The following is a 13,763-nucleotide window of genomic DNA, read 5'->3' as shown; positions in this document are numbered from 1 at the left end:
AGGCATACACTGCTGCCCCGCTAACTGAAACACCCAGCCCGAATTGTCACGAAAAATCGTTTCAATGCTTGCAATAGTTAGCGTTTTATTATAGCACGCACCCCTGTTCTTTCCAGTCAAGAACGGCGCCTTGGCAACTGGTCCCGATCAGGCGAATTTCGCAGGGGTGTCGTTTGCCGCCTCCCGGGCCAAGAGGTCCTGCTGAGCTGTGATTTCGCGATAGCGGGCACTCACCTGATCTGGGGTCAATCCGGAAGAAAACAACTGGTTCAACTCCTGTTTCAGCACGTCCATCTTGACTTGCCTCACGGCACTTGTGAGCCAGACGCGGTCCGCGTCGATATCCGATTCCGGTTCGACCGCGATCGATGCGATCAGGTTGTCGTACTCCGAACTCGCCTCCTTCAATTGCTCGGACAACGCGGCGAACGTACCGTTCGGTCCCAGTGCCTGCGCCATCGCCACGAGCTGGCGCAAACGTTCGGCCTGCTCGGTGCCGAAATGGTCGAACGCACGCAAGGCCGACTCGTCCAGGCCCAGTGCCAGCGCCGGATGCGAGACGAGGATGCGCGACATCTGCAATTCCAGGCCGACCGGTTCCGGACGCCCCTGGCGCGGCGGCGCTTTCCTTGCCACTGCAACCGGTTTGGACAACTCGAACAACGTTTCGATCTCCGCCGGCGTTGACTCCGTCAGGTTTGCCAGGCCGCGCACGATCTGCAGGCGCAGGGCGGTCGGCGTCATCGCCTGCAGCAGCGGTTTCGCATCGAACTGGACGCGCGCCCGGCCTTCCGGCGTGTCGAGATCGTGTTCCGTCGTCACCTCGCGCAACAGGAATTGCGACAGCGGCATCGCTTCGTTGATTTCCTGGGCGAACGCATCCGCGCCAAACTCGCGCACATAGCTGTCCGGATCATGCTCTTGCGGTAAGAACAGGAACCTGATCGTCTTGTTGTCCGTCACCTGCGGCAGGCACGCTTCCAGCGCGCGGCGAGCGGCGCGGCGACCGGCCTTGTCGCCGTCGAAGCTGAAGATGACGTTGTCCGTCTGGCGCAGCAGCTTTTGCACGTGGGTACTGGTACATGCTGTGCCGAGCGTCGCGACGGCTTGCGGGAAGCCGAGCTGGGCCAGGGCGACCACGTCCATGTAACCCTCCGTCACCAGCACGTAGCCGGCATCGCGGATCGCCTGGCGCGCCTCGAACAGGCCGTACAGTTCATGCCCCTTCTGGAACAGCGGGGTTTCCGGCGAGTTCAGGTATTTGGGTTCGCCACCGTCCAGCACGCGGCCGCCGAAGCCGATCACCTGTCCTTTCGTGTTCCGGATCGGGAACATGATCCGTTCGCGAAAACGGTCGTACCTCTTTTTATTGTTGCCATCCTCGTCCACCTTGTCGATGACGAGGCCGGACTCGACGAGCGCCAGCGCCTCGTAGTCGCGGAAGACGGAACGCAGGTTGTCCCAGCCGCCCGGCGCATAGCCGAGGCCGAAGCGGGCGGCCACTTCACCCGTCAGGCCGCGGCCTTTTAAATAGGCGATCGCGTTCGGCGCGGTGCGCAACTGGGCGCGGTAAAAGTCACAAGCCTGGTTCAGCGCATCCGTCAGGGCCAGGGTCTGCGCCTGCTGGGCGGCGCGCTGGGCCGGCGGGATCTTGTCGTCCTCCTGGGGCACGATCATGCCCACGCTCTGTGCGAGATCCTTGACAGCGTCGACGAAGCCCATGCCCGAGTATTCGATCATGAAGCCGATGGCGGTGCCATGGGCGCCGCAGCCGAAGCAGTGGTAGAACTGCTTGGTCGGGCTGACGGTGAAGCTGGGGGACTTCTCGTTGTGAAACGGACAGAGCCCCATGTAATTGGCGCCGCCCTTTTTCAGCTGCACGTAACGCCCCACCACGTCGACAATGTCAACGCGGTTGAGCAGATCGGTAATGAATGATTGCGGAATCACTTGATCTAACTAACAGTATTTGTCTCAGGTCAGACTATACCGCAGGGCTCGTTACAAGTTGATTTGCAACAATGCAACATGGCGTTGCCGCTCCGGTGCATCAAAAACGGACACAGCCGTGGCATCGATGCCGCAACCGTGCCGTGCACGTATTAACCGCCAGCCAGGGCCTTCTTGACCTGGGCCGAGACGGCCGTCATGTCGGCGCGGCCGGCCAGTTTCGGTTTCAGGATGCCCATCACCTTGCCCATGTCCTGCGGACCGGCGGCGCCCGAGTCGGCGACGGCAGCGGCCACTTCGGCGGCGACTTCTTCATCGGACAGCCCGGCCGGCATGTAGGCCGACAGTATGGCCAATTCCGACTTTTCCTTGTCGGCCAGATCTTGGCGGCCACCATTTTCGAACTGGGTGATCGAATCCTTGCGCTGCTTGATCATCTTTTCGACGACGGCCAACACCTGCGCATCCGTCAGCTCGATGCGCTCGTCCACTTCCTTCCGCTTGATCTCGGCGATCAGGAGACGGATCGTGTTGAGACGCTCGCTCTCCTTGGCGCGCATCGCGGCTTTCATGTCGTCGGTGATTTGGTCTTTCAAGCTCATGGAAACTCCGTTCGATAGGGGCAAAAGGCAAAACCCGCTGCGGCACAACCGGAGCGGGCTTCGTCGAATTCAGGCCTTGCAACGCCGGGACTGGCAGTGGCCGTCACCGGGGAAGACGTGAATATAAATCAGTACAGCTTCTTCGGCAGTTGCTGGCTGCGGATGCGCTTGTAGTGACGCTTCACGGCAGCGGCCAGCTTGCGCTTGCGCTCTGCAGTCGGCTTCTCGTAGAACTCGCGTGCGCGCAGTTCCGTCAGCAGACCGGTTTTTTCGATAGTGCGCTTGAAGCGACGCATAGCGACTTCGAACGGCTCGTTTTCTTTAAGGCGGATAGTGGTCATGTAAAAATGAAACCGTTGGATTTAGGGAAGAACGAAATTCTAACAGCTTTTCAAGTTCTGTGCGAAGTTTTTCATCAGTGTGCAAAGTTGCCACATGGCTGTTTTTTCACTCGATCGCGCTGCCTGCCGCGACGCCGGAAGCCCATGCCCACTGGAAGTTGTACCCACCGAGCCAGCCCGTGACGTCGACCGTCTCGCCGATGAAATACAGGCCCGGGACAGTGTTCGCCATCATCGTCTGCTGCGACAGTTCGCGCGTATCGACGCCGCCCAGCGTCACCTCGGCCTTTTTATAACCTTCCGATCCTGTCGGGACGATGGCCCAGCGGTTGATCGCATCGCCCAGCTTGCGCAGTTTCGCATCGGCCATGTCCGGCAGGCGCGCATCTGGTGTCAAACCATTGCCGGTCAGCAGGCCTTCCGCCAGGCGCGTCGGCAGCCATTGCGACAAGATATTGCCCAGCTGCTTTTTCACTGTCGTCTTCATGCCGATCAGCTCTTCCGCCACATCCATTTCCGGTAGCAGATTCAGCACGATGGGCGTGCCCGGCTGCCAGTAGCTGGAGATTTGCAGGATGGCCGGCCCGGACAGGCCGCGGTGCGTGAACAACAGATCTTCGCGGAAATAGCCGTACTTCGCGTTCTTGCCCTTCTTCGATCTCGTCGTCACGTCCACTTCAAGCGCGATGCCGGCCAACGGCACGAATGGTTGCCAGCTGGGGCCGTCGAACGTCAGCGGCACGAGGCCGGGGCGCGTCTCGACGATTTTCAAATCGAAATGTTTCGCGATGCGATAACCCAGGTCGGTGGCGCCGATCTTCGGGATCGACAGGCCGCCCGTTGCGACCACGACATTGCTCGCGAGAATAGGCTCGCCGTCCGTGTCGATGCGGAACCCTTCCGCGTTCTTCGTGACGGCCGCCACCTTGCACGGCATGCGCCACTGCACGCCGCCCGCATCGCATTCGGCCTTCAGCATCGCGATGATCTGTTCGGACGAGTCGTCGCAGAACAGCTGGCCGCGGTGTTTTTCGTGGTACGCGATGCGGTGCTTTTTGACGAGCGCAAGAAAATCCTGCGCCGTGTAGCGCGACAGTGCGCTGCGGCAGAAATGCGGATTCTCGGAGAGAAAATTCTGCGGGCCGGCGTTGATGTTGGTGAAGTTGCAGCGACCGCCGCCCGAGATGCGGATTTTTTCCGCCAGCTTGGCGGCGTGGTCGACCAGCAGGACGCGCTTGCCGCGCTGGGCCGCGGTGGCGGCGCACATCATGCCGGCGGCGCCGGCACCGATGATCGCCACGTCGTAGTGTTTTGCCATGCCTCTTCCGTCAATGCTGCGCGCAAAAGGCGTGATTGTACGGGAAGGCGAACGGTTCAGACAGCCGAACGTAACGCCCGCGCCACCTGCACGCACTGCGCCACCTGCGCCGCGATCGGCGGCGGCACGGGCTGTTCACCGCGCAGCGCACGCAAGATCCAGTCGGCGGTCGCTGCGGCGTCGCGGCCCTCCGGTGCGGGCGCCAGCTCGTCGGTCGGCGCATCGCGCTCGACCAGCAGCGTTTTTTGTCCGGCGTGGAACCAGTTGATTTCCTGGGCGCGGTTGGCGTTCGCCACCGTCTCGCCTTCCGTGCCGCGCATGAGGAACGCGTCGCCGCGCACGTGCGGCGCGGCCGTTGCGAAATACTCGGTCAGCATCGCCAGGTATTCCGGGTGCGTGTACGACACGAGGCGCAGCGCCGGGCCCTCGAACGGCTGCAGGATCTTGACGAGGGTGTGCGTGGAATTGCGCACGCCGAGGATGCGGCGCAGCGACAGCTGGTGCGCCAGTTCCGGCGCCAGCCGCTCGATCGGCATGAAGCACGGGCGACCGGCCGCGAAGGCATCCAGCATGTCGGCCGTGGAGCCGCTCGGGCCGATGCCCATCTCGGCGAAAATCTCGGCCGTCGTCACGCGGCCCGGGTCTTCCTGCACGCCGTGCACGAGCACCGGCACGCCCTCGCGCGCGAGCAGCAGGGCCAGCAGCGGCGTCAGGTTGGCCAGCTTGCGCGCGCCGTTGTAGCTGGGGATCAGCACGGGCGCGAAGTCGCCGGGCGGCGCGGGCAGCGGCGCGAACGAGCTTTCCGCCGCGTCCATGAAGCCGGCGATTTCTTCCACCGATTCGCCCTTGATGCGCATCGCAAGCAGGATGCCGCCCAGTTCCAGGTCGGACACCCGCCCGTCGAGCATCGCGCCGTAGAGCAGTTTCGCATCGTCGCGCGTCATGCTGCGCGCGCCTTTTACACCGCGGCCGATCTCCTTGATGAAGCGGGCGGCCGGGAAGGGATTTTTGGAGGTGTTGGTCGTGTCCATGATGACAGGATACCATGCAACATTTTTGGGCAGGAGGATGCAAGGTGTAAGATTTCAGGCTAGACTCAACGATCCCCTCTGGAATAAATACGATTGCCATGCTGATCACGCCCGATATCGAAAACACCAACGTCACCTCGTTCGCGACCATGCCGACGCCGAGCGAGCTGCATAAAAAACTGCCGCTGACGGACAAGGCCTTCACCACCGTGATGAAGGGCCGCGAGACCCTGCGCAACATCCTCGACCGCAAGGACAAGCGCCTGTTCGTCGTCGTCGGCCCCTGCTCGATCCACGACCCGGTCGCGGGCCTCGACTATGCGCGCCGCCTGAAGGCGCTGCAGGCCGAAGTCGAAGACACGATGGTGCTCGTGATGCGCGTGTATTTCGAAAAGCCGCGCACGACGACCGGCTGGAAGGGCTATATCAACGATCCGTTCATGGACGATTCGTTCCGCGTCGACGTGGGCATGGAGCGCGCGCGCCAGTTCCTGCTCGACGTGTGCGAACTGGGCCTGCCGACCGCCACCGAAGCGCTCGACCCGATCTCGCCGCAATACCTGGGCGACCTGATCGCCTGGACCGCGATCGGCGCGCGTACGACGGAATCGCAGACGCACCGCGAGATGTCGTCCGGCCTCTCGACGCCGGTCGGCTTCAAGAACGGCACCGACGGCGACGTCAGCATCGCCATCAACGCCGTGCTGTCCTCGTCCAGCCCGCACTCCTTCCTGGGCATCAACGGCCAGGGCGGCGTGTCGATCGTGCGCACCCGCGGCAACGCCTACGGCCACGTCGTGCTGCGCGGCGGCGGCGGCCGTCCGAACTACGACTCGGTCTCGGTCGCGATCGCCGAACAGGCGCTCAAGAAGGCCGGCCTGCCCGCGAACCTCGTCGTCGACTGCTCGCACGCCAACAGCTATAAAAAGCCGGAACTGCAGCCGCTCGTCATGTCGGACGTGATCCAGCAGATCAGGCACGGCAACCAGTCGCTCGTCGGCGTGATGATCGAGTCGAACATCGTCAGCGGCAGCCAGCCGATTCCGAGCGACCTGTCGCAGCTGAAGTATGGCTGCTCCGTCACCGACGGCTGCATCGCCTGGGACGACACCGAGGCCATGCTGCGCAGCGCGCACAAGGAATTGCTGCAGCGGCCGTGATGCCCTGGCGGGCCAATGCAGGTACAATGGCAGATTGCGCGCCGCCCCGGCGCGCCGATCTTGTCTTCCTCATACTGTTCCTGCTTGCCCATGATTGTCCTCGGCGTCGAATCCTCCTGCGATGAAACCGGCCTGGCTCTGTACGACACGGAGCGCGGCCTGCTGTCCCACGCACTGCACTCGCAGGTCGCGATGCACGAGGAGTACGGCGGCGTCGTGCCGGAGCTGGCGTCGCGCGACCATATCCGGCGCGCGCTGCCGCTGCTGGAACAGGTGCTGGCGAAGGCCGACCTGCCGATGGAACGCATCGACGCCATCGCCTACACGCAGGGTCCCGGCCTCGCGGGCGCGCTGCTGGTCGGATCGTCCGTCGCCTGCAGCCTGGCGCTCGCACTCGACAAACCGGTGCTGGGCGTGCACCACCTGGAAGGCCATTTGCTGTCGCCGCTGCTCGCGACCGAGCGGCCGGAATTCCCGTTCGTCGCCCTCCTCGTCTCCGGCGGCCACACGCAGCTGATGCGCGTGGATGGCGTCGGCCGCTACACCTTGCTGGGCGAGACGCTGGACGACGCGGCCGGCGAAGCGTTCGACAAATCGGCCAAGCTGCTGGGCCTCGGTTATCCGGGCGGTCCGGCCATTTCCCGCCTGGCGGAATTCGGCGATCCGGAAGCGTATAAACTCCCGCGCCCGATGCTGCACTCGAAGGATTTCAACTTCAGCTTCTCGGGCCTCAAGACGGCCGTGCTGACCGTCGTGAAGAACAGCGCAACCGACATTGCCAACGTCTGCGAACAGGACAAGGCCAACATCGCACGCGGCTTCGTCGATGCCATCGTCGACGTGCTGACGGCGAAGTGCGTGCTGGCGCTGAAGCACACGGGCCTCAAGCGCCTCGTGATCGCGGGCGGCGTGGGCGCGAACCGCCAGCTGCGCGCGTCGCTGAACGAAGCGGCCGCGAAGAAGCGCTTCAAGGTCTACTACCCCGAACTCGAATTCTGCACGGACAACGGCGCGATGATCGCGTTCGCCGGTGCGATGCGCCTGGAGCGCAATCCGGACGCGGCACAGCGCGACTACGCATTCAACGTGCGTCCGCGCTGGCCGCTGGACGAGATCGAACCCGCCTGACCTTCAGGCGGCTTCCTTCGCCGGCCTCGCCTGCCGGTGATACAGGAACTCCAGCACCCGCGTCCGATACTCGTTATACAGCGCATCGTGCGCCAGCGCGACGCGTTCGCGCGGCCGCGGCAGGCGCACGTCCACGATCTCGCCGATCGTCGCGGCCGGGCCGTTCGTCATCATCACGATGCGGTCCGACAGCAGCACCGCCTCGTCCACGTCGTGCGTGACCATCACGACCGTCGACTGGGTCTGGGCGACGATGCGCAGCAGCTCGTCCTGCAAATGGGCGCGGGTCAGCGCATCGAGGGCGCCGAACGGTTCGTCCATCAACAGCACCTTCGGTTCCATCGACAGCGCGCGGGCGATGCCGACGCGCTGCTTCATGCCGCCCGAGATCTCACTGGGCCGCTTCTGCGCCGCATGCGTCAGGCCCACCAGCGCCAGCGCGTCGGCCGTGCGTGCGCGCAGCTTGTCCTTCCCTTCGCGGGCGCCGAACACGCGCTCGACGGCCAGGTAGACGTTCTCGAAGCAGGTCAGCCACGGCAGCAGCGAATGGTTCTGGAACACGACCGCGCGCTCGGGCGCCGGTCCGGCGATCTCGCGGCCGGCGCAGATCAGCACACCCTCGGTGGCGCGCGTCAGGCCCGCCAGCAGGTTCAGCAAGGTCGACTTGCCGCAGCCGGAGTGGCCGATCAGCGTGATGAACTCGCCGCGCGCCACCTTCAGGTTGACGTCGGTGAGCGCGTGGAAGCGGCCCTTGCGGGTGTCGAACAGCATCTCGACCTGCTGGACTTCGATGAATTTCGGTTCGCTCATGATCCACTCTCTTCGTAAGTGACGGCGCGGGCCAGTGCGACCAGCGCCTGTTCCAGCACCAGCCCGACCACGCCGATGACGACGATGGCGATGAGGATGTGCGGCACGTTCAGGTTGTTCCACTCGTCCCACACCCAGAAGCCGATGCCCACGCCGCCGGTCAGCATCTCGGCCGCGACGATCACCAGCCACGCCGTGCCGATGGCCAGGCGCACGCCGGTCAGCATGTACGGCAGCACCGCGGGCAGCAGGATCTTCGTGAAGACCTTCCACTCCGACAGGTTCAGCACGCGCGCCACGTTCATGTAGTCCTGCGGCACGCGCTGCACGCCGACGGCCGTGTTGATGATCATCGGCCAGATCGAGCAGATGAAGATGGCCCAGATGGCGGCCGGGTTGGCGGCCTTGAACACGAGCAGGCCGATGGGCAGCCATGCGAGCGGCGACACGGGACGCAGCAGGCTGACGATGGGATTGCACATCCCGGCCAGGAAGCGCGAGCGGCCGATCAGGAAGCCGAGCGGGATACCCGCCGCCGCGGCGAGGCCGAAGCCCAGCGCCACCCGCTTGAGCGACGCGAGGATGTTCCAGCCGATGCCCTGGTCGTTCGGCCCGTTGCTGTAGAACGGGTCGGCGAACAGCTGGACGGCCGCCTCCCACGTGACGAAGGGCGACGGGAAGTTGCTGTTGTTCGCGGAGACGAGCTGCCACACCAGCACCAGCATGGCGAGACCCAGCACCGGCGGCAGCACTGCCAGCAACAGCGCGCGGCCGTTCGGCATGCGCAGCGCCAGGCCGTGCGGCAGGCGCACCGCAGGTTTGACGCGCGGTTTCGATGTCGAATTCACGACGGTATCCATGATGTCCTCCGATCAAACCTTGATCTTGAAAGCGGCGGCATACGCGGCCGGGTTCTTCCCGTCCCACACGATGCCGTCGATGAGCTTCGCCGACCGCATCGGCGACTTCGGCACGTCGGCCTTGGCCAGCGCGGCCGCCTCGCGGTACAGGCCGACCTGGTTGACGCTCGACGCCACGGCCAGGTAGTCGGGATCGGACTTGAGCAGGCCCCAGCGGCGGTGCTGGGTCATGAACCACATGCCGTCCGACAGGTATGGGAAGTTGACCGTGCCGTCGTTGTAGAACTTCATGTAGTTCGGGTCGTCCCACGTCTTGCCCAGGCCGTTCTGGTAGCGGCCCAGGATGCGCTGGTTGATCACGTCGACGGAGGTGTTGACGTACGATTTGTCGGCGATCGTCTCGGCCATCTTGACCTTGTTGGACAGGCTCGCGTCGATCCACTTGCTCGCCTCCAGCACGGCGGCCACGAGGGCCCGCGCCGTGTTCGGATATTTTTTCACCCACTCGAGCGAGGTGCCGAGGGTCTTTTCCGGATGGTCCTTCCAGATGTCCTGCGTGGTCGCGGCGGTGATGCCGACGCCGTCCGCGATGGCGCGGTGGTTCCACGGTTCGCCCACGCAGAAGCCGTCCATGTTCCCGACCCGCATGTTCGCCACCATCTGCGGCGGCGGCACCGTGATCACCTTGGCGTCCTTCATCGGATTGATGCCGTAGCTGGCGAGCCAGTAGTACAGCCACATCGCGTGCGTGCCGGTCGGGAAGGTCTGCGCGAAGCTGTACTCTCGCTTGTCCGTGCCCATTACCTTCGCCAGCGACGGGCCGTCCACGGCCCTGGCGTCGGCCAGCTTCTTCGACAAGGTGATGGCCTGGCCGTTCTGGTTCAGGTTCATCAGCACCGCCATGTCCTTCTTCGGACCACCGATCCCCATCTGCACGCCGTAGATCAGGCCATACAGCACGTGGGCGGCGTCCAGTTCGCCGTTGACCAGCTTGTCGCGCACGCTGGCCCAGGACGATTCCTTGCTGGGCACGATCTTGATGCCGTACTTCTTGTCGAAGCCCAGCACCGACGCCATCACCACGGAGGCGCAATCGGTCAGCGGAATGAAGCCGACCTTCACTTCGGTCTTCTCGGGCTTGTCGGAGCCCGCGGCGAAGACGCCACCGGAGACGAGTCCGGTGAGCGAGGCCGTGGCACCGGCGGCCAGCAGGCGGCGGCGGGTCAGGTTGGTTGTATCGGTCATGTTGGTCCTTGTAGAAGGCAATCGAAAGTAGAGACAACGCTGCGGCGGGCGGAGTGGCCAGCTCCGGCGCCCTCGCAGTCAATACAGCAAGTGCCGTGCCAACACGCAAAATGGTGCGTCGGCACCGTGGTTGTGCCGACGCACCATGAAAAACGGGTCCACACACCGATTGCGTGCAACGGTCCGCATGGCTGCGGCGCATGCGCGTCCGGAACCGTGCGGCGTGCGCCGGCGTGGCGCATGATCTCGAACGCAGCAACGCGCGCCGCTTCCGAATGGGCCGCTTCGGACACTTTTTCGATGAACTTGTAACCTTGACATCGATCCTACCGTGTGACCGTCATTCTCCAAAGAATGGCAAACTCTGGCAGTTGAGTTTTACGGAGGTATCGAATGCGCGTGGTTAGCTGGAATATTCACTGGGGCTGTGGGAGGGACGGGCGCATCCGGATCCACGCAATCATCGATGTGCTGCGCAAGCTGAATCCCGACGTGATCTGTCTGCAGGAAGTGGCCGCCAACCATCCCGAACTGGAGGGCAGCGCCAGCGCGAGCCAGTTCAAGCAACTCGCCGGCGCGTTCGGCGGGTACCACATGATCGAGCAGGCGCCGAGCGAAATCTACCGGAACAACCTGCCCCGCCAGTTCGGCAACATCCTGCTGTCCAAATTCCGCATCACCCAGGCGCAACGCCACATGCTGCCCTGGCCCGTCGATCCGGAACACCCGGCCGGCATGCCGCGCGGGATGATCGAAACCGTGCTGGAAGCGCCCGGCGGCAAGCTGCGCCTCCTCACCACCCATCTCGAATATTTTTCGCCCATGCAGCGCCGCGCGCAGGTGCGCCGCATCCGCGAACTGCACGAGGAAGCGTGCGCCCGCGCGGCCGTCTACCAGCCCGAGCCCGATCTCGAGCCGCCGTTCCAGCTGGGTTTCCGGCCCGGCACGGCGATCTACTGCGGCGATTTCAATTTTGGTCCGGATTCCGAAGACTATCGGGCCCTGCTGGCGCCCGCGTCAAGCGGTGCACTGGGCCTCGTCGATGCCTGGCGCGTGCGCCACGGCGACGCCCCGCGCGCGCCGACGGCCGGCCTGCACGGGTTCAAATGGCCGGAGAAGCCCGACTGCTACGACTATTTCTTCGTCACGGAAGACCTGGCGGGGCGGGTGTCCGACATGAGCGTGCAGTCCGAGACGTCGGCCTCGGACCACCAGCCCATCGTCCTTGACCTGAACTGAGCTGGGCTGAACCGAGCTGGGGCCGCGCCGCCTCAGGCGGCCGGTTCCTCGTCCTGCTCGAGTTCCTCGTCCTGCTGCGCGATCTGGCGCAGCGCCTGCTCGAACACCTCGGGCGGCTGGCCACCCGAGATCAGGTGGCGCTGGTTGATCACGATCGCCGGCACCGAGCGGATGCCGGCGCGCTGCCAGTAGTACTCGAGCTGGCGCACCTCGTCGGCGTACGCGTTGGATGCCAGCACCTGGCGCGCGGCTTCCACGTCGAGGCCGACCTCGCCCGCCGCGCGCAGCAGCACGTCGTGCGCGCCCGGGTTCTCGCCCTGCGTGAAATACGCCTCGAACAGCTTTTCCTTCAGCGCCTGCTGGCGGCCCTGGCCTTCCGCCCAGTGCAGCAGGCGGTGTGCGTCGAAGGTGTTGTAGATGCGGCCGCGTTTGCTCATGTCGAACGTGAAGCCGACGGCCTCGCCGCGCTGGCGGATCATCTCGCGCGACTGGTCCTGCTGGGCGGGGGTGGAGCCGTATTTCTCGGTGATGTGTTCGAAGATGTCCTGGCCTTCCGGACCCATGCCCGGGTTCAGCTCGAAGGGCTGGAAGTGCATGTCGACCGTAATGTCACCGCCCACCCGTTCCAGTGCCTGCTCGAGCGATTTCAGACCGATCACGCACCACGGGCACGATACATCCGACACGAAGTCGATTCTCATTTGCTTGCTCACTTTTTCACCGCCTTCCAATTGGTTTCACTAACGCTTAGGGCATATGGTGACACATCGAACGAAAGGCAGCAGCGCGCCAAACAAATTCGGCAAATCAAAAAGAAAAGGGGCCTGATCGGCCCCTGTGCTCACTTCTTCTTGACCGCCGGTTTGGCAGCCGCAGCGCCCTTGGACTTGCTGCCGATCTTCGATTCCTTGCCGGCCATGAGATTGCCGATGTTGCTGCTGTGGCGGTAGAGGAGCAGCAGGCTCATCGCGATGACGGCGACCAGTTTTTCGTCCGCGCCGAACAGCAGGCCGTAGTAGAACGGCGCGAAGACCGCGGCCACGAGCGCGGCCAGCGACGAGTAACGGAACGCATACGCGACGACGAGCCAGGTGACCAGCGTCGCCAGGCCGAGCCAGACGTTCAGGCCCAGCAGCACGCCCAGCGCCGTCGCCACGCCCTTGCCGCCGACGAAGCGGAAGAACACGGGCCACAGATGGCCCAGAAAGACCGCGATGGCGACCAGCGCCACGCCGCCGTCCTCGACGCCGAAGCGCTCGCCGAAGCGGATCGCGAGCCATACGGCCAGCCAGCCTTTGGCGCAGTCGCCGGCGAGCGTCGCGATGGCCGCCTTCTTGCTGCCCGAGCGCAGGACGTTGGTGGCGCCCGGGTTCTTCGAGCCATAGGTACGCGGGTCGGCCAGGCCGAACAGGCGGCTCGCGACGACGGCGAAGGAAATCGAGCCGATCAGATAGGCTGCGATGGTGAACAGAATTGTGTACATGAGTCTCTTTTCTTAATCCCTACCGGGCTTAATCCCTGGCCAGGAATCTGGCGCGCGTGAAATATACACCATCGGCCGAGCCGGGCGATAGTCAGTCGGCCAGCGCGCAGTTCACCGGACGGGCCTTCAGCACGTCCACCAGCACGGCGGGCGCGATCCCGACCAGGAAACCGCGCCGTCCGCCATTGATATAGATTTTGTCCAGCTGCAGGATGCTTTCCTCGACGTAGACCGGCATCGCCTTGCGCACGCCGAACGGCGACGTGCCGCCGACCATGTAGCCGGAATGGCGCTGGGCGACGTCCGGCTTGCACGGTTCGACGGATTTGCAGGGGATGGCGCGGGCGAGGTTCTTCGTCGAGACCTTGCAGTCGCCATGCATCAGCACGATCAGCGGCTTGGCCGCCTCGTCCTGCATCACGAGGGTTTTCACGACGGCGTGCTCTTCCACGCCCAGCTCGCGCGACGACACGGCCGTACCGCCGTGTTCCTCGTATTCGTAGGGATGCTCCGTGAATGCGACCCCATGCTTGCGCAGGAACTGTGTTGCCGGGGTTTCGGAGATATGCTCTTTCTTGGCCATGCGTGTTACGCTA

The 13,763-nt window shown here is 64.2% G+C and carries 14 protein-coding genes; 3 read left to right on the top strand and 11 right to left on the bottom strand.

Annotated features, from left to right (window positions below; genetic code table 11):
- Positions 1-147: 147 nt before the first annotated feature.
- The 5 genes from dnaG to ybiB all read right to left on the bottom strand — a co-directional run bounded on the left by dnaG (position 148) and on the right by ybiB (position 5,242).
- Positions 148-1,950, bottom strand: a complete 1,803-nt coding sequence (gene dnaG, locus P0M04_RS13330) for a DNA primase (protein WP_259449742.1) — start codon at positions 1,948-1,950, stop codon at positions 148-150.
- A 152-nt stretch (positions 1,951-2,102) separates the two neighbouring features.
- Entirely contained in the window at positions 2,103-2,552 is a 450-nt protein-coding gene (locus tag P0M04_RS13325; protein WP_259449741.1) for a GatB/YqeY domain-containing protein, read from the bottom strand.
- A 128-nt stretch (positions 2,553-2,680) separates the two neighbouring features.
- Entirely contained in the window at positions 2,681-2,893 is a 213-nt protein-coding gene (rpsU, locus tag P0M04_RS13320) for a 30S ribosomal protein S21 (RefSeq protein ID WP_005665410.1), read from the bottom strand.
- 106 nt (positions 2,894-2,999) lie between these two features.
- Complete coding sequence (locus P0M04_RS13315; RefSeq protein WP_259449740.1) at positions 3,000-4,211, bottom strand: BaiN/RdsA family NAD(P)/FAD-dependent oxidoreductase; 1,212 nt, start codon at positions 4,209-4,211, stop codon at positions 3,000-3,002.
- 56 nt (positions 4,212-4,267) lie between these two features.
- Entirely contained in the window at positions 4,268-5,242 is a 975-nt protein-coding gene (gene ybiB / locus P0M04_RS13310) for a DNA-binding protein YbiB (RefSeq protein WP_259449739.1), read from the bottom strand.
- Positions 5,243-5,343: 101 nt separating this feature from the next.
- Between ybiB and P0M04_RS13305 the strand changes: the two genes are divergently transcribed.
- Both P0M04_RS13305 and tsaD read left to right on the top strand, forming a co-directional pair.
- Entirely contained in the window at positions 5,344-6,402 is a 1,059-nt protein-coding gene (locus tag P0M04_RS13305) for a 3-deoxy-7-phosphoheptulonate synthase (RefSeq protein ID WP_443098677.1), read from the top strand.
- Between the two features lie 90 nt (positions 6,403-6,492).
- A complete protein-coding gene (gene tsaD, locus P0M04_RS13300; protein ID WP_259449737.1) occupies positions 6,493-7,530 on the top strand; it encodes a tRNA (adenosine(37)-N6)-threonylcarbamoyltransferase complex transferase subunit TsaD in 1,038 nt (345 codons plus the stop codon).
- 3 nt (positions 7,531-7,533) lie between these two features.
- Here tsaD and P0M04_RS13295 read toward each other — a convergent pair whose 3' ends face one another.
- From P0M04_RS13295 to P0M04_RS13285, 3 genes are read right to left on the bottom strand one after another with little or no spacing between them, the layout of a single operon-like run.
- Positions 7,534-8,340, bottom strand: coding sequence for an ABC transporter ATP-binding protein (locus P0M04_RS13295; RefSeq protein ID WP_259449736.1), 807 nt, complete (start codon positions 8,338-8,340; stop codon positions 7,534-7,536).
- Positions 8,337-9,200, bottom strand: coding sequence for a nitrate ABC transporter permease (gene ntrB, locus P0M04_RS13290; protein ID WP_259449735.1), 864 nt, complete (start codon positions 9,198-9,200; stop codon positions 8,337-8,339). The genes P0M04_RS13295 and ntrB overlap by 4 nt, the downstream gene beginning before the upstream one ends.
- Positions 9,201-9,212: 12 nt before the next feature.
- Complete coding sequence (locus P0M04_RS13285; RefSeq protein ID WP_259449734.1) at positions 9,213-10,445, bottom strand: CmpA/NrtA family ABC transporter substrate-binding protein; 1,233 nt, start codon at positions 10,443-10,445, stop codon at positions 9,213-9,215.
- Between the two features lie 393 nt (positions 10,446-10,838).
- On the opposite strand from P0M04_RS13285, the gene P0M04_RS13280 reads away from it, so the two are divergent.
- Positions 10,839-11,684, top strand: a complete 846-nt coding sequence (locus tag P0M04_RS13280; RefSeq protein ID WP_259449733.1) for an endonuclease/exonuclease/phosphatase family protein — start codon at positions 10,839-10,841, stop codon at positions 11,682-11,684.
- A 32-nt stretch (positions 11,685-11,716) separates the two neighbouring features.
- On the opposite strand, the gene P0M04_RS13275 is transcribed toward P0M04_RS13280, so the two are convergent.
- The 3 genes from P0M04_RS13275 to ybaK form a co-directional block, all read right to left on the bottom strand.
- The gene (locus tag P0M04_RS13275) at positions 11,717-12,385 is read right to left on the bottom strand and encodes a DsbA family oxidoreductase (protein ID WP_307727170.1); all 669 of its coding nucleotides are present in this window, start codon (positions 12,383-12,385) and stop codon (positions 11,717-11,719) included.
- Positions 12,386-12,525: 140 nt separating this feature from the next.
- Entirely contained in the window at positions 12,526-13,167 is a 642-nt protein-coding gene (plsY, locus tag P0M04_RS13270) for a glycerol-3-phosphate 1-O-acyltransferase PlsY (protein ID WP_259449731.1), read from the bottom strand.
- 91 nt (positions 13,168-13,258) lie between these two features.
- Positions 13,259-13,750, bottom strand: a complete 492-nt coding sequence (gene ybaK / locus P0M04_RS13265) for a Cys-tRNA(Pro) deacylase (RefSeq protein WP_259449730.1) — start codon at positions 13,748-13,750, stop codon at positions 13,259-13,261.
- Positions 13,751-13,763 lie beyond the last annotated feature (13 nt).

Origin of the sequence: Telluria mixta (genome assembly GCF_029223865.1) — a bacterium.
GTDB classification, from domain to species: Bacteria; Pseudomonadota; Gammaproteobacteria; order Burkholderiales; family Burkholderiaceae_D; genus Telluria; species Telluria mixta.
Note: the sequence above shows the minus strand (reverse complement) of the source record. Positions and strands in the feature narration are given on the sequence as shown.

Coding starts and splice junctions, on each gene's coding strand:
- rpsU (WP_005665410.1), bottom strand. CDS start 2,893: ATGACCACTATCCGCCTTAAAGAAAACGAGCCGTTCGAAGTCGCTATG.
- P0M04_RS13295 (WP_259449736.1), bottom strand. CDS start 8,340: ATGAGCGAACCGAAATTCATCGAAGTCCAGCAGGTCGAGATGCTGTTC.
- ntrB (WP_259449735.1), bottom strand. CDS start 9,200: ATGGATACCGTCGTGAATTCGACATCGAAACCGCGCGTCAAACCTGCG.
- plsY (WP_259449731.1), bottom strand. CDS start 13,167: ATGTACACAATTCTGTTCACCATCGCAGCCTATCTGATCGGCTCGATT.
- ybaK (WP_259449730.1), bottom strand. CDS start 13,750: ATGGCCAAGAAAGAGCATATCTCCGAAACCCCGGCAACACAGTTCCTG.
- P0M04_RS13280 (WP_259449733.1), top strand. CDS start 10,839: ATGCGCGTGGTTAGCTGGAATATTCACTGGGGCTGTGGGAGGGACGGG.
- P0M04_RS13275 (WP_307727170.1), bottom strand. CDS start 12,385: ATGAGAATCGACTTCGTGTCGGATGTATCGTGCCCGTGGTGCGTGATC.
- P0M04_RS13285 (WP_259449734.1), bottom strand. CDS start 10,445: ATGACCGATACAACCAACCTGACCCGCCGCCGCCTGCTGGCCGCCGGT.
- tsaD (WP_259449737.1), top strand. CDS start 6,493: ATGATTGTCCTCGGCGTCGAATCCTCCTGCGATGAAACCGGCCTGGCT.
- ybiB (WP_259449739.1), bottom strand. CDS start 5,242: ATGGACACGACCAACACCTCCAAAAATCCCTTCCCGGCCGCCCGCTTC.
- P0M04_RS13315 (WP_259449740.1), bottom strand. CDS start 4,211: ATGGCAAAACACTACGACGTGGCGATCATCGGTGCCGGCGCCGCCGGC.
- P0M04_RS13325 (WP_259449741.1), bottom strand. CDS start 2,552: ATGAGCTTGAAAGACCAAATCACCGACGACATGAAAGCCGCGATGCGC.